The 17,526-nt window shown below is 44.0% G+C and carries 19 protein-coding genes; 11 read left to right on the top strand and 8 right to left on the bottom strand.

The genetic code is table 11. The features are described from left to right. Positions 1 to 149: 149 nt before the first annotated feature. The 9 genes from QQL36_RS32025 to QQL36_RS31985 all read left to right on the top strand — a co-directional run bounded on the left by QQL36_RS32025 (position 150) and on the right by QQL36_RS31985 (position 7,165). On the top strand, positions 150 to 722 hold the full coding sequence (locus QQL36_RS32025; protein ID WP_083723678.1) for an RNA polymerase sigma factor: 573 nt from the start codon (positions 150 to 152) through the stop codon (positions 720 to 722). Beyond that, positions 722 to 1,273 (top strand): hypothetical protein, encoded by a 552-nt coding sequence (locus QQL36_RS32020; protein ID WP_083723676.1) that lies wholly within the window; start codon positions 722 to 724, stop codon positions 1,271 to 1,273. Before QQL36_RS32025 ends, QQL36_RS32020 begins: the two co-directional genes overlap by 1 nt. Continuing rightward, the gene (locus QQL36_RS32015) at positions 1,257 to 2,345 is read left to right on the top strand and encodes a hypothetical protein (protein WP_321568067.1); all 1,089 of its coding nucleotides are present in this window, start codon (positions 1,257 to 1,259) and stop codon (positions 2,343 to 2,345) included. Before QQL36_RS32020 ends, QQL36_RS32015 begins: the two co-directional genes overlap by 17 nt. 25 nt (positions 2,346 to 2,370) lie before the next feature. After that, positions 2,371 to 3,087 carry a head GIN domain-containing protein gene (locus tag QQL36_RS32010; RefSeq protein ID WP_179091154.1) on the top strand — a complete coding sequence of 239 codons (717 nt, stop codon included), beginning with the start codon at positions 2,371 to 2,373 and terminating at the stop codon, positions 3,085 to 3,087. Positions 3,088 to 3,259: 172 nt separating this feature from the next. Then, positions 3,260 to 3,751 carry a YajQ family cyclic di-GMP-binding protein gene (locus QQL36_RS32005; RefSeq protein ID WP_083723670.1) on the top strand — a complete coding sequence of 164 codons (492 nt, stop codon included), beginning with the start codon at positions 3,260 to 3,262 and terminating at the stop codon, positions 3,749 to 3,751. Between the two features lie 160 nt (positions 3,752 to 3,911). Beyond that, entirely contained in the window at positions 3,912 to 4,163 is a 252-nt protein-coding gene (locus QQL36_RS32000) for a type B 50S ribosomal protein L31 (protein ID WP_083723668.1), read from the top strand. A 71-nt stretch (positions 4,164 to 4,234) separates the two neighbouring features. After that, a complete protein-coding gene (locus tag QQL36_RS31995) occupies positions 4,235 to 5,542 on the top strand; it encodes a putative sugar nucleotidyl transferase (protein ID WP_083723666.1) in 1,308 nt (435 codons plus the stop codon). A gap of 36 nt (positions 5,543 to 5,578) precedes the next feature. Next, entirely contained in the window at positions 5,579 to 6,340 is a 762-nt protein-coding gene (tpiA, locus tag QQL36_RS31990; RefSeq protein WP_083723664.1) for a triose-phosphate isomerase, read from the top strand. A gap of 213 nt (positions 6,341 to 6,553) precedes the next feature. Then, positions 6,554 to 7,165, top strand: a complete 612-nt coding sequence (locus QQL36_RS31985) for a 2'-5' RNA ligase family protein (RefSeq protein WP_083723662.1) — start codon at positions 6,554 to 6,556, stop codon at positions 7,163 to 7,165. Here the strand turns inward: QQL36_RS31985 and QQL36_RS31980 are convergent. Further along, entirely contained in the window at positions 7,153 to 7,452 is a 300-nt protein-coding gene (locus tag QQL36_RS31980; protein WP_321568066.1) for a hypothetical protein, read from the bottom strand. The genes QQL36_RS31985 and QQL36_RS31980 overlap by 13 nt on opposite strands. Before the next feature lie 106 nt (positions 7,453 to 7,558). Between QQL36_RS31980 and QQL36_RS31975 the strand changes: the two genes are divergently transcribed. Beyond that, positions 7,559 to 7,837 (top strand): acylphosphatase, encoded by a 279-nt coding sequence (locus tag QQL36_RS31975; RefSeq protein ID WP_083723660.1) that lies wholly within the window; start codon positions 7,559 to 7,561, stop codon positions 7,835 to 7,837. A 110-nt stretch (positions 7,838 to 7,947) separates the two neighbouring features. Here QQL36_RS31975 and QQL36_RS31970 read toward each other — a convergent pair whose 3' ends face one another. The 7 genes from QQL36_RS31970 to QQL36_RS31940 all read right to left on the bottom strand — a co-directional run bounded on the left by QQL36_RS31970 (position 7,948) and on the right by QQL36_RS31940 (position 16,381). Next, positions 7,948 to 9,081: a C1 family peptidase gene (locus QQL36_RS31970; protein WP_083723658.1), complete on the bottom strand. Its 1,134-nt coding sequence runs from the start codon at positions 9,079 to 9,081 to the stop codon at positions 7,948 to 7,950. A 276-nt stretch (positions 9,082 to 9,357) separates the two neighbouring features. Continuing rightward, positions 9,358 to 11,346: a M56 family metallopeptidase gene (locus tag QQL36_RS31965; RefSeq protein WP_321568065.1), complete on the bottom strand. Its 1,989-nt coding sequence runs from the start codon at positions 11,344 to 11,346 to the stop codon at positions 9,358 to 9,360. Positions 11,347 to 11,357: 11 nt separating this feature from the next. Next, positions 11,358 to 11,750 (bottom strand): BlaI/MecI/CopY family transcriptional regulator, encoded by a 393-nt coding sequence (locus tag QQL36_RS31960; RefSeq protein WP_083723654.1) that lies wholly within the window; start codon positions 11,748 to 11,750, stop codon positions 11,358 to 11,360. A 297-nt stretch (positions 11,751 to 12,047) separates the two neighbouring features. Next, positions 12,048 to 12,683 (bottom strand): hypothetical protein, encoded by a 636-nt coding sequence (locus tag QQL36_RS31955; protein WP_083723652.1) that lies wholly within the window; start codon positions 12,681 to 12,683, stop codon positions 12,048 to 12,050. Between the two features lie 90 nt (positions 12,684 to 12,773). Next, entirely contained in the window at positions 12,774 to 13,652 is an 879-nt protein-coding gene (locus QQL36_RS31950; protein WP_083723650.1) for a DUF4249 domain-containing protein, read from the bottom strand. Between the two features lie 5 nt (positions 13,653 to 13,657). Further along, the gene (locus QQL36_RS31945; RefSeq protein ID WP_083723648.1) at positions 13,658 to 16,036 is read right to left on the bottom strand and encodes a TonB-dependent receptor; all 2,379 of its coding nucleotides are present in this window, start codon (positions 16,034 to 16,036) and stop codon (positions 13,658 to 13,660) included. Between the two features lie 129 nt (positions 16,037 to 16,165). After that, positions 16,166 to 16,381, bottom strand: a complete 216-nt coding sequence (locus QQL36_RS31940; protein WP_083723646.1) for a hypothetical protein — start codon at positions 16,379 to 16,381, stop codon at positions 16,166 to 16,168. Between the two features lie 94 nt (positions 16,382 to 16,475). On the opposite strand from QQL36_RS31940, the gene QQL36_RS31935 reads away from it, so the two are divergent. Next, positions 16,476 to 17,474, top strand: a complete 999-nt coding sequence (locus QQL36_RS31935; protein WP_321568064.1) for an AraC family transcriptional regulator — start codon at positions 16,476 to 16,478, stop codon at positions 17,472 to 17,474. The last annotated feature ends 52 nt before the right edge of the window (positions 17,475 to 17,526 follow it).

Below are 17,526 nucleotides of genomic sequence, written 5' to 3'. Positions count from 1 at the left end.
TAAGGATGGATAGGACGTAGCCCCTTGGTTACGTCCTTTTTTTAAAGTTCTAATCGTTTGATTGTTAAGTGTTTGACTGCTTTTAGTTCATAATTCCCCGAATTTTTCTCACCAGCGGTGCAACCTTTTTTAAAAATATTGTCTTTATTATGCAAGCATCAGCCAACAACAACTTGAATCAGACTATCATAACAGACCACCTGGTAGCCCAGTGCAAAAAGGGAGAGGTTCGCGCATTCCGCGAGCTGTACAATGCTTATTCAGCAGCAATGTACAATATCTGTTTACGTATGACTGGTAATGCAGCTGATGCTGAAGATACACTGCAGGAGGCCTTTATACAGGTATTCCGGAACATTGACCGCCTTGAAAATGCGGGTAGTATGACGGCCTGGATCAAAAGGATCGTGGTGAACCACTGTTTGAGTCACCTGCGCAGGAAGAAAGTGTATTTTGAAGAAGTGGACAATATAGATGTCGCAGAAGAGAAGACAGGATTGGACGAAGATAGTTTTGCCTGGACAGTTTCTGCTATCAAAGATGCTATACAGGTATTGCCGCATGGTTACCGTACTGTGCTGAACCTCTACATCTTTGAAGAGTACTCCCACAAGGAGATAGCTACCATGCTGGATATATCTGAATCTACAGTGAAAACGCAATATATGCGTGCAAAGGACAAGGTGCGGCAGATCATTAAACAAAAAAATGCAATACGCTGATGCCAGAAGAGAGTTTTGAGGAATTTATCAGGCAACACCGTTCTGATTTTGAGCAGTCCGGACCCAGGCCCATTTTGTGGGATAAGCTGGAGAAGGAACTCATGCCACAGAAAAAGGGAAAAGTGTTGCAGCTATTAGGGCGCAATTGGCTTAAAGTAGCAGCAGTACTGGTACTGGTGGTGAATACATTTGTCATCTTCCAGTTCCTGCAAATGAAGAAACAGCAGCAGGTAGCGGCTGTTTCGCCAGAGATGCAGGAGGCCGGTATATACTATACTTCCCAGATAGAGAAGCGCCTGTCTGAAATCAATGCCTATCCGCCAGCTGTACTGGGTCTGGATAGCGCTGCCCGCAAGGAACTGGAACTACGCAACGATACCTACAAGGTGTTGGAAACAGAACTGGTCCAGAACCCGGGAAATGAAAGAATTAAAGCAGCCATGGTCCGCTATTATCAGTTGAAGCTGGACCTTCTTGATAAAATACTTGATGAGTTGAGAGAGAAACAGCCCGTTAAGCAAAAGCAGTCAAATTATGAAAGGGAAATTTAAAATACTACTACTACTGTTATTGCCCGTGATGGCATTTGGTAAAAAAGGGGACAGTGAATTCAAGCGCGTTATTTCAAAAGATTATGCGAGTGGAAGTAATTCAGTATTGTCCATCTCGAATAAATACGGCAAGATCATTATCCATACCTGGAAGCAGAACCATGTGAAAGCGACCATTACTGTCACTGGTTTTGGAAAGAATGCCAGCGAAGCGCAGAACTCAGCAAACATGGTAGACATTGATGAGAGCAATGCGAATGGGGAGATCTCGCTGCAAACCAGTTATCATCCGCTGGGTTCCACTGGCAGACTATTCAACTGGGGAGCTAAAAGGGATAGTAAAGACTATGTGAATATTGATTACGAAGTATACGTACCTGAAGATTTGCGCAAACTGTCATTGGATAACAGTTTCGGAGACATATTGGCCGATGTGCTGAGTTTTCCTGCCACTATGGGATTAAATTATTGTACCTACGATATTAAGGAAGTGCAAAAGTCTTTGACGCTGGGTTTGAATTACTGCGATAAAGGCCGCATTGGTAAAGCAGATGCACTGACAGTACGTGCTAATTATTCCAACCTGAAATGTGATAATATTGGCTCGCTCACTACACAATCCAATTATTCCGAGTATGAACTGGGTATAGTAGGATCATTGGATTCAAAGTCGAACTATGATGACTACAAAGTAGCAAAGGTGGGTGCACTCAATATCTCCTGCAACTATTCAGATTTTAATATCGGAGAATTACAGGCAGAACTCAATGCGAGGCTGGTGTATGGTGATCTGAAAGTAAAGAGCATCGGGAATAGTTTTAAAGGGGGAAGGATCGGGCTCACGTATGCAGATCTCAAATTGCAGGGAATGCCTTCCCGCATAGGGTTACAGTTTAAAATCATTTTGCATAACGGAGATGTGCACAACGGTGGGCTGGCTATGAAGAGTGAGAGCTCTATAAAGAAATCTTCCAACGTCACTTATACTGCGATTTCTGCAGGTGGTAATGATCAGTCGCCTTCGCTGGTGATAAATGGTACCTACAGTGATGTTTCATTCAGTACGAACTAATTTCCATCCAATAAATAACACAATTATGAAAACAACAGCTATTGCATTCTTCATGCTTCTATTTGCAAGTGTATCTGTATTTGCACAGAAAGAACTTGTGACCGGTAGTGGCACATTGAAGAAGGAATCAAGATCTGCCTCTTCTTTTAAAAGCATATCCACTTCAGGTAGTTTCAATGTATACATTACGCCTGGTTCGGGTAGTAACATTGAAATAGAAGCAGACGATAATTTACTGCCTTACATCGTAACAGATGTAGAAAACGGGGAATTGCAACTGCATGTGAAGAAGGGATATAATATTAAACCTACGCAGAAAATTACGGTGAATGTGAGTATGGCAGAAGTGAAATCTCTTGCAGCAAGCGGCTCTGGTGGCTTTTATAGTAAAGGTACACTGAAAGGAGATAAAGTTGAGTTGGGTATCAGTGGTAGTGTGATAATAGATATGGACCTGAAAGCAGAAAAGCTGGAAATAGGGGTGTCTGGTTCTACTAAGATTGCGCTGAAAGGGAATGTTACTAAGGTAGAATATGGTATTTCAGGGTCAGCCAGTGTAGATGCATTGGCATTGCAATCAGAGTCAGTAGAAGTAGCGGTGTCTGGTAGTGGGGATCTGGCTGTATTTGCAGAAAAGAAACTGGATATCAGCATAAGTGGTGGCGCCAAGGTACGTTACAAAGGTAATCCTTCCATTAACCAGTCTTCTTCAGGATCTGCAAAGGTGACGAAGATAGACTGATAAAGAAAGAGAGTTGTTGGTCGCTTGTAGATTCAAGTGACACTGTTCCCTGCCTAGGAAGGGAATTACCCCGGGAAACGTCCCGGGGTTTTTCTTTTTATGGGCTACAATGGCCGCTATGTCCTAATTCATATTTATATTTGTCTTCTGTCACAAAAAAAAATACTCAATTATGCCATCCTTTGATATTGTTAGCAAAGTGGATACACAGACACTTGACAATGCAATAAATACGGTAAATAAAGAAATCACTAACAGGTACGATTTCAAAGGCTCTCATGTCAATATTGCGCTCAATAAAAAAGATCTGAGTGTGGTTATTGAAGTGGAGAGTGAGATGAAGCTGGACCAGGTGATTGACGTACTGATCAGTCGTACCATCAAGCAGGGCCTGGATGCAAATATTTATGATCTGGCCAAAGAGCATTACCAGAGTGGTAAAGTGGTAAAGAAAGACGTTGCCGTACGTAATGGGATCAAGCAGGAAGATGCCAAGAAGATTGTCAAGCTGATCAAAGACTCCGGCTCTAAGGTGCAGGCGGCCATTATGGACGACATTGTGCGCGTAACCGGTAAAAAAAGAGATGATCTTCAGGAGGTTATACAGCTGCTCAGAACGGGCAACCTGAATATACCGCTCCAGTATGTAAACATGAAAGATTAAAAAAAATCAGTCTTAATGGCTGGAAAATTAAAATAAATATTTACCTTTGCAGCCTGTATTATAAATATTGGTATGAAACCTAGCATGGGCGTTCATCGATTGTAGAAGAATGAATATGCGCGGTTGCATCTGGTAAAAAACAAAGAAAACTAAAATTCTGATGAAACAGGGAATCCATCCGGAAAGTTACAGGTTTGTAATATTCAAAGATATGTCTAATGGACATACTTTCTTGAGCAAGTCTACCGCTCCTACTAAAGAAACTATCAAGTGGGAAGATGGCAACGAATATCCAGTGATCAAGCTTGAAATTTCCAATACTTCACATCCTTTCTATACCGGAAAGAACGTGCTGGTGGATACAGCAGGTCGTATCGACAAGTTCAACAAACGCTACGGAAAGAAAGCCTAGTACGGGCCGGTCAAATAATTTAATGGGAATCCCATCGACTTTTTCGATGGGATTCTCTATTTTTATCCCCAATGGAGCGGCATTATATTCTATTTGACACTCCTGCACGTGATTTGTTGTACCCTTTCACTCATACCCGGCCGGTGGCGGCCATCCGTGTAGGGATACTTACCATAAGAGAAAAATGGGAGCGGTGGTTTAAGACCAGTGCCAGCTTCCTGACCCTTCCTTATTTGCAGGAAAAATTTCCTCTACAGACTGTTTTTGCTGATGATCAGTGTGTGCTGATCAATGGGGGTGTATTGCCGGATGCTGGGCTGGTGGAGGCGATTCGGGGTTTGAAGGTGGGGCAGGGGTTGTATAAGGATGATATATTGGTGGCGAAGGTGGTAGTGGGGGGAGATTTTGGGGGTGATTTTGGGTTAGTAGGTGGTGATTGGCAGTTAGCGGGTGATGGTTTGGGGCAATTGGTAGCAGAAGGGGGAGTGGGTGATGGTTTGGGGCAATTGCTTGCTGAGGGGGGAGTGGGTGTTGGTTTGGGGCAACTTACGGCTGGTGACCGGATTAACTATCAGGAATCATTACAACAGCTGATTTATCCATGGGATATATTTCGATTAAATGATAGTGCTTTGCGCCAGGACTTTGCCCTTCTGACGGAAGGTCGAACGTCTGCCCCGATTTCGGGATCCAACCAGGTCAGTGGGGTAGAAAATGTTTTTCTGGAGGCGGGGGCTGTGGTAGAGCACAGCATTTTGAATGGAAAGACGGGGCCGATCTATATTGCAAAAGGAGCGGAAGTGATGGAAGGCTGTCTGATCAGGGGGCCGCTGGCATTGTGTGAAGGTGCGATGCTGAAGATGGGGACTAAAATATATGGTGCTACTACGCTGGGGCCTGGTAGTGTAGGGGGAGGTGAGATCAAGAATGTGGTGATGATGGGCTATTCCAACAAAGGGCATGATGGCTACCTGGGAGATGCTGTGCTGGGTGAATGGTGTAACCTTGGGGGGAATACTACGAACTCAAACCTGAAAAATAACGCCAGTACGGTGCGGGTATGGGTTGAGGCCAAAAATGAGGCGATACCTGCTGGTACCAAGTGTGGACTGATCATGGGGGATTACAGCAGGAGCGGTATTGGCACAATGTTTAACACAGGCACTGTAATTGGCGTTTCGTGTAATATCTTTGGAGGCGAATTCCCGCCTAAGTTTGTGCCTTCCTTTTCCTGGGGTGGGGTGCAACCGGCACCTTACAGGGAACAGGAGGCTTTGCGGGATGCCCGTCAGTGGATGCAGTTCAAAGGGCAACAGCTGGGCGATGTAGAAGAGCGTTTGCTAAAAGCAGTCTATGCAGCAGTAAGAGGAAAATCTTAGATTCAATTCAATATATCATTAACAATAGCGATAAACATGAGAAAAAAAATCGTTGCAGGAAACTGGAAAATGAACCTGACCCTGGCGCAGGGTGAGCAACTGATCAATGACGTACTGGCGGCTGGTCTGCATCTGAAAGAAGGACAGGAAGTTGTATTTGCTACACCTTTCCCTTACCTGGTGAAAGCGAAAGCATTACTGAAGAATAATCCTGGTTTCTTCCTGGCATCACAGAACAGTGCGTCAGAGAAATCTGGTGCTTACACTGGTGAGGTATCAGCTGAAATGCTGCAGTCTGTAGGCGTAGACTACGTGATCCTGGGTCACTCTGAAAGGAGAGAATATTTCCAGGAAACTAACGCAGTACTGGCTAAAAAGATTGACCTGGCACTGGCAAATGGTTTGAAACCTCTTTTCTGTTGCGGTGAGCCACTGGAAGTGAGAAAAGCTGAAACCCAGAATGAATATGTTGCAAAACAACTGGAAGAAAGCCTGTATCACCTGACAGTTGAGCAGCTGAAGGATGTAGTGATCGCTTATGAGCCAATCTGGGCGATTGGTACTGGTCTGACTGCAAGTGCAGCACAGGCACAGGACATGCACGCATTTATCAGAGCGCAGATCGCTGCTAAATATGGTCGTGAAGCTGCCCTGAATATCTCTATCCTGTATGGTGGTAGTGCGAAGCCTTCAAACGCTGTAGAGCTGTTCTCCTGCCCGGATGTGGATGGTGGTCTGATCGGTGGTGCATCTTTGGTAGCTGCTGACTTTGTAGCAATCGTGAAAGCACTGGCATAAGCCAATTATATATTTATTTTACTCCGGTATGGTAGCCGTTTAAATGGCTGCTGTACCGGTTTTTTATACCAGTGAATGCTATTTATTTTAGTATTAAGTAAAAAAGTTAGTATTTAATGCTAAATAAATTAGTAAAATCGAAATAAAGATTTTATATTTGTAATGTCAATATTCAAATAACCAATACACTTTAAGTTCAAAACTTATTTGGTTATGATTACAAATAATAACGTTATTCCTGAACAGGAATTATTGTATGACTACTTATTAGTAGTTAATCCCGGTACTCATATCAACAATGATGTAATGGCTTTAAAGCGGATGATCGCGCAGGAACTGGGTATCGGCGATACCCAATTCTCACAGGCTAACGTCAGTCTATTCCGCTCTGTATTTCCAGTGCGTTTTGAGGATGATTTTGTCAACCTGTTAGATAATATAGCCGGCAGACAGTCAGGGTTTACATTATATACTTCCCGTTTTGATCACTTCGAGCTGCAGGAGGATAAGCGCACGATCTTTATCAATGTGGCGAATCCAAAGCCGATTGTAGAATTGCATAAAAGGATCCTACAGGAATTTGATATCAAATCCAGTCCATACAAACCGCATATTACGATAGCGAGAGGGATGAATACCCGTGAGTTTGATCAGGTATATGATCATTTTTACAATCAGGTATTTGTGCGGAGTTTTCAGTGTAAGAGTTTTACGCTATTGAGGAAACCAGCGGCGGGTGGGCAGTATGAGACGGTGAAGGAGTTCTTCTTTGGAGATGAGGCGGTGAGAGGGAATGAGCATACGTTGTTTAATTATGCGGCGTAGGGTTTGAGGGGGATTAGGTAAGGAGTGGGGGTTGTTGTGCGGGGGGAAAGTGTGAGGGGGGCGGCGTGTTGTGTGGGGGAAGGTTTGAGGGTTGTCAGGTAAGGAGTGAGGGTTGTTGTGCGGGGGAAAGTGTGAGGGGTGTTGGCTTGTTGTGAGGGGAAGGTTTGAGGGTTGTCAGGTAAGGAGTGGGGGGTGTTGTGCGGGGGGAAAGTGTGAGGGGTGTCGGCGTGTTGTGCGGAGGAAGTTCTGATGCTTGTCAGTTCGTTGTGTGGCGTAGGGTGTGACATTCGTCAGCTGCGGCTGTTTCCTGGCAGAATAATTTTATATTTTTCCTGACTGTTCGTAGATTTAATATGTTCACAAAACATATTTCATAACCGTAACAGCATAACGATGCAAAAGATACACAAAGTCATTATTGTAAAAGGCAAGGTGCAGGGTGTCTTCTTCAGAACTAATACCAAGCGGGCGGCCGATGGGCTTGATATCAAAGGGCAGATCAAAAACCTGCCCGATGGCAGTGTCTGGATTGCCGCAGAAGGAGAGGAGGCGCCAATGGAAGCTTTCATCGCCTGGTGCCGTCAGGGCCCGCCGCTAGCCAAAGTAACAGGCGTTACTATTGAACCTGGGGAAGTACAAAACTTCAGGACCTTCGAAGTCTCGCATCATTAATATTTCAATCATTATAGGTATAAATATATTGTCTTTTGCAGCCTATGCCAGCCAATAAAAAAACCGCTTCTGTCCGAGACAGAAGCGGTTTTTTATTATACACAGAAGAATTACTTCAATGCCAGTTTATTTAGCATCGCCTTATCCAGTACAGCTTTCGGCACCACCATCGTAATCGTATTCATCGCAAAATAAGGAATAGACACATGCATATATCCTTCAAAAGGGCCAGCCTTCGCTCCCCATGAATTTTTCACAATGAAAAACTCCTTACCACCGGCAGACTTACCCAAGCCTGTAATCTGCATCAGGTGATCATCTTCCGTCACCAGCTCTTCATACAGTCGTTGTCTGTCATCTGCATTATATGCCTTCTCATTCAGATCAGGATTAAAGGGTACTTTCTTCAGCAGGGAATCTGCAGCAGGATACAATCCATATCCGTTGCCCAGCATCCATCCCCTGTTACTCATATCCGTATCCCACAATACTGTGTAGCCTTTATTCACTGTTGCTTTCGCCACATTCACCAGCTCTTCCAGCGGCAGGTTATAGTAGGCACCATTAGAATAGTTATCAGGCACCTGCACAATAAAAGGTGCATAGTAAGGATGATCTGTAAATGAAGTCAGGTTCACATAATCATCTTGTGAAAACTTCACTACTTCCTTTGCAAAAGTCAGGGGTGTATAGTTCTTGCCATTGTAAGTGAATGACGCAGGCGCTGCACCTAAATACTTGTCCAAAATGCTGCTCACACGTGCTGTCCAGTTGTCCGGCAAAGGTCTTTTTACTTTCAGCAAACTATCCAGGTAGTTTTTCATTTCTTCTACCATCGGTGCATGATCATGGCTGGTACGTCCATTGGTCAGACCGCTGTACACATTCTCCGGCACCAGGCCATAGATCGCTGCTGCATGCAGAAAATCGTGTGCCAGACCGCCTTCGTCAAAGCGGGTAAATCCCTGCCTGTGAATGTAGTTCTTTGCCTTCTCCATATAGATATTACGTACAATGTACATCTCAGAGAGATCCAGCGCTGGCAGTCCTTTTCTCAGGCACTCAGATTCCACTACTGCTGTAGAGGAAAAGCACCAGCAGGTACCAGTTTCTCCCTGATTCTTTACTGGTGTGGCGGCATTATTTTTAATGACAGTAAAGTCCTGAAGCGTTTTATTTAAGTCCTGCGCTACAGCACCCGTAGCCAATAGCATCATCAGTATCCCTTGGAAAATCTTCTTCATCTATGGTGGTTTTGTGCATAAAGATAAGAGGGATAGATCAAAAAAAACGCCACTGCCGTAGGAACGGCAATAGCGCAGTATAAATGACAGGCTTTGGCGGAAAGCCACTTATAAATCTTATGGTTTTAAGGCTATAGTTTTTGATCAGAGGTAGCCGGTAATGGATAATTTTATTTTCTTAAGGCTATAGTTTTTGATCAGAGGTAGCCGGTAATGGATAATTTTATTTTCTTAAAACTATTATTCTTTACCCTGAATAGCCAGCAATGTTTACGCTTATTCTTCTACATTTATGCTCAGGCTATCTTCTTTACCAAGTATAGACAGTTTCTTTGCATTTTTCAGGTAAACTTTATATTTATCTGCTACTTCACCTGATTGCTTCACATCATTGATATAAAGATCCCCATCTTTTTTCTCAATCTTATACCCCTTGTCCGCATCAATCAGTTTATCAGCAGCCATCTTATCAATCATTTCCTTATACTGACCATCAGCTTTTGCATGCGCCATATCTTCGCGCATTTTAGTTTCTGTGATCCGCTGTTTTTTCATCTCAGCTTTCGCAGTAGCCATCGCAAACTCCATTTGTTTGCGGGATTCTTTCATTGCTTTTGCAGCTTCCTGGCGTCCTTTATCCATCGCTTCCTTAAATTCCTGGCTATTCATAGCAGCTCTGGCAGATTCCATTCCCATTTTGGCAGCAGGGATGGCTACATCTTTCATCGCAGCTCTGGCAGCATCCAGGCCCATACGAATACTCTCCTGAATAACGTTGGTGTCGATATTGATGTTTACATCAGGGTTAAAATTGACGTTAGGGTTTACGTTCACACCAGTATGCCCATTTATTTTAGCTTGTCTCAAACTCTCTTTCACTTCCTTATTAATCTGTTTCCAGTCAATTTCCTTCATGGCATTATCAACGTCTTTGTTGATCTGTTTCCAATCAATATTCTTCATCGCATTTTCAACCTCTTTATTAATATCCTCCCAGTTCACTTCTTTCATGGCATTGGCCATATCATTGTTCACATCTTCCCAGTTGATATTTGCCATTGCATCGTCAGTTGCTGCCTGCACATCTGCATCCAGTGCTTCCTTGTCAACCTGATCCTGCTCTTGTTCCTCAGTATGGACATTGGCTTTCGGGGCAGTGGTATCTCCCAGCAGTGTGCGGGATATTTGGGTCAGCACAGGTGCTGGTGATTTTCTGGCAGTCTTTTTTGCACGTGCCTGGATGGGATTCAACCATGCAATGGCAACGAGGCTTACGGCGATAATCAATACGGCCAGCAGTTTCTGTGTATAATTAATGTTTTTAGTTTTCATTTCCATGATGCGTTTAATGCGGTGAAATAGATGTTGTTTATTATCTGCCGCTGCCATGGCTAGTGCATTAACTGTTAACCGGTATTCTTCTAATGCTACCAGCGCTTTGGCATATTGCAGGGGTTGCACCTGACTTGCAATAACAAGGTCATCGCAACAGTGTTCCCTTTCCAGGCGGATGTTTTTAGTGATCCACCAGATGAAAGGATTAAAGAACAGAATTGTTTCAACAATAGATTGGAAGATATTGAGTAGATAATCATTGCGTTTGATGTGTGCCAGCTCGTGCAGGAGAATGGCTTCCAGCTGTTCGGCAGTCAGGTTGTTGAACATGGCGACAGGCAGCAGGATCAAAGGTTTCAGAAAGCCGATCATCACCGGCACCTGAATTTGTGTGGAGATCAGCAACTGCACTCTACGGGGAATCCGTAACCGGGCAGCCAGTCGTTCCAGGTGCTTTTCCCATACTGCATCTATGGGTAGCACTTGTTTATTGCGGATCTGTTTCAGTTGGACCAGATCCATAATTAGTTTGATACTCATGACAGCTACTCCCGTTACATAGAGGCCAACCAGTACAGGGAACCACATTTCCAGTTGTGGAATGAAGTGTTTGATGGTGCTTTGGCTGTGATAGATCGGAGGCACTTCCAGGTGTCGCTGGCGAACGCCGGTTTCAATCATCACCCAGGTAGCCTGCCTGATGCGCAATGCAGCAGTTACCTGTTGATAGAGTGTGATGCAAAACCAGGCAAAGATGCCGGTCAGGGACAGGTACGACAGGTTGTACTTAATCCTGGCGCTCATGTGCGACCATACGTACAATACGAGCCGGAGACACGCAAAGATCAGGAACCCCTGCCACAGGGAATGTAAAAGCGCCCATCCAAATGCCTGGATCAGAATCGTAGGGAGAACAAGTTGTGCTGTCATAAACCTTGAGTTTACCTTTTTTGCTGGTCTTCTATGTCATTCAGGTATTGTCTGATCTTGTCGAGTTCTTCTTTCGAAGAATTATGATGACCAAGGGCCTGCATGACTAATTGAGAAGCAGAACCATTAAATACGGTATCAATCATTTTGTTCAGCAATTGCTGTTGGGTATTTTCCTGTGAGATCGCAGCAGTATACACGTGCGTTTTGCTACTGGCATCTCTGTTTAAATAGCCCTTTTCATGCATGATCTGCATTAACTTCAGGGTGGTAGTATACCCGGCATCTTTGCTTTTTGACAGCTCTTCGTGCACATCCCTTACCGTACAGTCGCCTTTCTCCCACAGGATTCCAAGAATCTCCAGTTCACTTTCCGTCGGTTTGTTATTTTTTGCTGTACTCATTTATTTTCAATGATTATTGATCTACGAATGTCTTCGTAAGTAAATGTACGACACTTTTCGTAATTGCAAAATTTATTTTCAAAAAGTTTAAAAAAGAGGGAATTCACCAACGGGTGATGAAAACCATTTTCAGAAAAAAGGCCCCTTCCAGAAGAAAGGGGCCATACCCGTGGCTTATTTGAAAAAATGGGTAATCTGGTAAAAAACAGGCATGCCATCCTTCGGCCACCCATTACAGCAAGACAGAACAGATAGCAATGCCTGGCACAAGTATTTTTTAGAACTTATTGGCTTTAATTAGAACTTACCTGCCTTGATTCCAAAATGGAAAGAAGCCATGCTCAGATCTCCGTTAGAAATATTAGGGGTATTAGACCCCTGTACAAAGCGGTAAGTTGCACCCAGGTCTAACCTCAGATAGCTGGTTACATTCAGCTCTATATTGGCAAATGGTTCTGCCACAAACAATCCGCTCCTGTCGTAAGAATGATAATGTGTATCGTCGTCGTTCAGGTCAAAAGTGGCTTTGTTTCTTCTTGATACGGCTCCGCCGCCTACGAGTGCACCTGCTGTCCAATGGATTAACTTATCAGTGTTGTGTGTATATTCTACAGCAAGTCCGGTATACCAGAAATTCAGGTATTGTTTATATCCCGTGGTGGCACTTGGTGCATAGGTAGAAGTGATATTGTTCGCCAGCGAATAGGCACCCGCACCAAACATCCATTTCTTATTGATCAGCACTCCGCCATAACCACCGGTCATTACAGCGAAATTACCACCGATCGATGTTAAATTGGCCGCAGGCACTCCATATGCACCAATTTTTGTGTTAGTAGACTTTTTAGAGAATAACGTTTCCGTCTGGGCAGTCTGAGCCCAGGCCTGCTGTACTGATAACAGTACGAGCAGCGCCAACAGCGCTTTTTTCATAAAATGTAGTTTAAAGAAAAGTGAGAGAGAAGAGGGGAGTGGGCGGTCAGTTGTGTTGAAAACCGCCCCACTCCCTTATGAAGAAGAAAATCAATTCGTGGTAATGGAAGAATCACTTACTGCGGAGGTGCCAAACCATCCCAGTATCTTCCCTTTTCCGCCACCATCTGTGACGTTCTTATAGTTCGTGCCTACATTGGCCAGTACAGTAGCAAATAATCCACCAGACTCCATCTGGGTCTGAACAGAGGTTACCCAGAAATAGCTTGGATAACTCAGTGAGCGGAGTTTTACGATAGCGAGATCTCCCTGCAGATAAGGATGATCACGATCATTTACGCTTTCACCTACGAACTGTGGGAACTCCTGTCCGTCAGACAAACCTTCGGAGAAGCCACCATCGATCACGTAGTTATCTTCCAGGATATTGTCATCATTTAAATTATTTCTGTAGGACCTGATCCAGGTGTAATCTGTCTGCCCTGCCATATCAGTTGCATAGAATCGTACATAGTAACCATCCTTGGTTGCACCGTCATCACCTTTTTTCTTGTACTTGTAGTCAATGTTTGTGATAGCAGCCACGGGCTTAATGGTATCAGTCGCTTCGTATACATTAGAATCGTATTCCACACGGAGGCGGTAAGTATGGTTCACCTGACCAATCTGACCGTTAGCCGGATCACATTTGTACAATGAATCTGCAAACACGAAAGGATAAGTATCGCCTGTTGTTTCGTCATACAGTGTGATGGTTGCATCGCTGATAATAGGAGCATCACCTGACTCTGTATAAGATACTGATTTTGTAAATCTGATATATTGTGTACCTGGTTCGTTGGTAATCCATGCATCCAGTACAGGATAAGAAGTACCAGCTGGAACATCCAGGTCTATCACATCCGTACAGGCGCTAAATCCTGTTACGAAAGCGGCTAATATGCTGAGTCGGAAAAATTTCTTCTTCATGACGGTTAAAATTTAAAGTTGTAAGTAATACCTGGGATGACAGAACCGATGATAGACAGGCGTACTGCTTCTCTTTTGTTCTTGTCGTCTTCATTCTGCTGGAAGTAGATGGAATAAGCATTGCGGCGTGAATACACATTGTACAGCGAGAACACCCATTCGCCTTTCCAGCGTTTCAGCTGTTTGCCTTTCAGTGTGAGGGATACATCCAGGCGATGGTAGTCTGGCAGGCGGTAAGTGTTACGTTTGTCAGTGCTGTTGTATGGAATATCCCAACCCTGGTATTCCAGGCGGCTGTCTGCATACGTAGTAGGTGTACCTGTTGCATACGTCCAGTTAGCAGAGAAAGAAGTACGTTTTGAGAATTCATGCGTTGCTACGATGGTAATGTTGTGTGTGCGATCATAGCGGTTCAGGAACCATTCATTCTGGTTGATGCCCTCAGTTTTACGTTCAGATTTTGACAGTGTATAGCTGATCCAACCTGTGGTGGTACCGATTTCTTTCTTTGCCATCAGTTCCAGGCCATAAGAGCGGCTCTTGCTTGGCAGCAGGTCTGCTTCAATGTACTGGTTCAGCTGCAGGTTTGCATTATCAATGTAATCCAGCTGGTGGTTCATGTTTTTATAAAACACTTCAGCAGAAATTTCATACTTGCCATTAGTCGCATCGTATGCATAACCTACGGTGTACTGATCAGCCACCTGTGGTTGTACATTGTTGGTACTTGGTGTCCAGATATCGAGTGGTGTAGGAGAGGCGGTGTTGGACAACTGGTGCATGTACTGTGTAGTACGGGCATAAGATGCTTTCACGGCATTGTTGTCGTTGATACCATAGCGAACGTTGATTCTTGGCTCCAGGTAGTGATAAGCTTTAATCAGCTCATTGGTACCATAAGTTTTGCTGCCTATGAGTGTTTTACGTACGCCGGGTGTGGTGTCATTGTAGTAATAAGCAGTACTGTTACCGAGGTATTGGTATTCAGAGAAACGAAGACCATATTGCACACCAAATTTCTTGCTAGGTTTCCATTCATGATCGATGTAAGCAGCTGCTTCGAGACCATGTTGGAGAGTCAGGTTTTTCACGGTTGTATTCTCGCCGTCCTGGCTCACACCTTTACCCGGTTTGAAAATGTAATAGAGGCCCTGTACCCCGAAGTGTACGCTGTTTTTTGCATTCACATAGTAAGTAAAGCCAGGTTTCACACCGTAGTTGATGATGTTGGAAGTCCAGTCATAAGCCTGGTAATTATCACCGGCATTTTTGGTACTACCGTTGCTGAATTCAAGGCTGTAGTCATAGTTACTATAAAAAGTAGTCAGGTTCATGAACAGTTTACTGTTGAACACATGGTTCCATCTTATGGTAGCGGTTTTATTGCCCCAGTTCATATTCACATCTGATCCGAAACCGAATACGTCTCTTCCCAGGTAACCGCTTACAAAGAGGGTATTGGTCTTGTTCAGTTTGAAGTTCGCCTTGGCGGTGATATCGTAGAAATTCAGTTTGGTGTCTTTCATATCTCCGCTCAGGAAAGGCTTCATGAGGATGTCGATATAGGAACGCCGGGCAGCGATGATAAAGGAGGATTCGTCCTTCACGATCGGCGCCTCAATGGAGAGACGGCTGAATACATTGCTGATACCGCCATTTACAGCCAGATTCTGGTTGTTTCCATCCTTCATGCGTATATCAAGCACAGAGGATGTACGGCCGCCGTATTCAGCTGGAAAACCACCTTTAATGAGATTCACGCTTTTAACTGCATCCGGGTTGAATACAGAGAAAAATCCGAGCATGTGGGTAGAGTTGTAAACAGGTGCTTCATCCAGCAGGATCAGGTTCTCATCTGCGGCACCGCCACGTACGTTGAAGCCGCTGGCGCCTTCGCCCACGGTTTGTACGCCGGGCAGGGTCTGGATAGAACGCAGCACGTCTACTTCACCCATGAAGGTGGGCATCTTTTTCATCTGGGCAATATCCAGACGGTTGATGCTGGAATTCAGCGTATTAACTGCTTTCTCTGTTTTATCACCGATTACGGTGACTGTGTTCAGTGTACTGCTGGATTTATCTAATTTGATATCCAGTGTTTGGTTTCCTTTCAGGGAAATATGTGTCTTAATAGGTGTGTACCCTACATAAGAAAACTGAATGTCATGGTCGCCGGCAGGCAGTGTGAGAGAATAAAAACCATATTCATTGGTTACAGTACCGATGCCTGTTCCTGCTTTGGAAACGGAAATGCCGATCAGGCTTTCCCCGTTTTGCTGGTCTTTTACGTATCCACTTAATGTAAACCGTTGCTGCGCATTTGTCTGTAGCGCCCAAAGCAAAAGGATGCCAATGGACAGGAGCTTTAGTAGCCTTGTCTTCATAAAAGGATTTGATAGTTATAAATTTACAATATGTTGTAAGGTGCGCTAGTGTGATCTAAACACGCATATATGACGTAGGATAATGGGGTTACCCCTATAGGTTACCGTAGAATTTTTTAAAATTAATCTTTATTCTAGTATATCGCATTGATAACCCATGCGTTGTAAAAGAAAAATAACTTCCCCTTCATTCACTGGGCAACCCTGGCCTACAACTCTTAATACTTTATCGCAATCTTCAATATCTACAGTGCAGGCCTGGATTGGGAATTCTTTATGGATAGCGGTAATTACTTTTAACTTATCCAGGTCTGTATTGATATTTGTTTTGAATATCCCGATCATTTAATTATAATATTTAGCTTTGTGCAAAGGTGAAGCACATCGTCTGGTTAACTGTTACACGAAAAGGATTAAATTTTATATTTAACGGATTATTATGGCTGTCCAGATCAGGAATGATATAAATGAGTTATTGCTCGAAGAAGAGATCGGGGATGACCTGCAGGAAAAGCTGGTGTCTACCCAGTTGGTAGAAGAGCAGCAGGAAATCAAGTACCATTTCGGGGAAGCGGTATTACGGGAAACCTTTTTTGACGGGTATCATATTTTCACCGGCGATGCCTCTGTATATGAGAACCTGCATGTGAATGCGACAGAAGCCATACCGGCAGTATCCCTGTTGTTTATGGTACGCGGACATTTTAATACTAATGTAGGGCATGAGCGGCAGCGCCTGTTTGGTTCGCTTGAGCACAACCTATATTATAATCCCGGGGGTGTGGAAAATGCCCATATCCTCAAACAGGAGAACCTCGCTGCAGTTGGGATGAATTTCAGCAAAGAACGGTTCCTGCAGCTGGCGGAAAATAATGGCCGGATACTGGATATGCTGGGGAACAATGTGGCTGGCAACAGGCCTATCATACTAAATAAAAAGAGTAATCACCCTATTACGGCCCGCATGCTGATGATCCTGGACGAGATCAGGAACTGCCAGTTTCTGGGAGGGCATAAAAAATTATACCTGCAATCTAAGGTGATAGAGTTGCTGGCCCTGCAATGTGAGCAGCAGGAGCAGGCAGAATCCTTACAGAAAGAGCGGTTTGCATTATCTGCATCGGATAAGGAGAAGATCTTCTTTGCCAGAGATTATTTATTGAACCAAATGCAGTCTCCCCCTTCGCTGACGGAGTTATCAAGAGCAGCGGGGTTAAATGAGTTTAAACTGAAGAATGGGTTCAAACAGGTATTTGATAATACAGTGTTTGGCTACCTGAATGATCATAAAATGGAATATGCGCGGCAGTTATTACAATCGGCTGTGCAGTCAGTGACCCAGATAGCAGAGCAGCTGGGTTTTTCATCAGTACAGCATTTCAGTACTGCTTTCAGGAAGAAATTCGGGGTGAGCCCGGTAAAGCTGCGGAATGCCTAAATGCATTTCAAAAGAGGGAGTATCGAAATCCTGTTTTCTTTTTCAAAGAAAA

The organism is Chitinophaga sp. LS1 (genome assembly GCF_034274695.1).
In the GTDB taxonomy this organism is placed as follows: domain Bacteria; phylum Bacteroidota; class Bacteroidia; order Chitinophagales; family Chitinophagaceae; genus Chitinophaga.
Note: the sequence above shows the minus strand (reverse complement) of the source record. Positions and strands in the feature narration are given on the sequence as shown.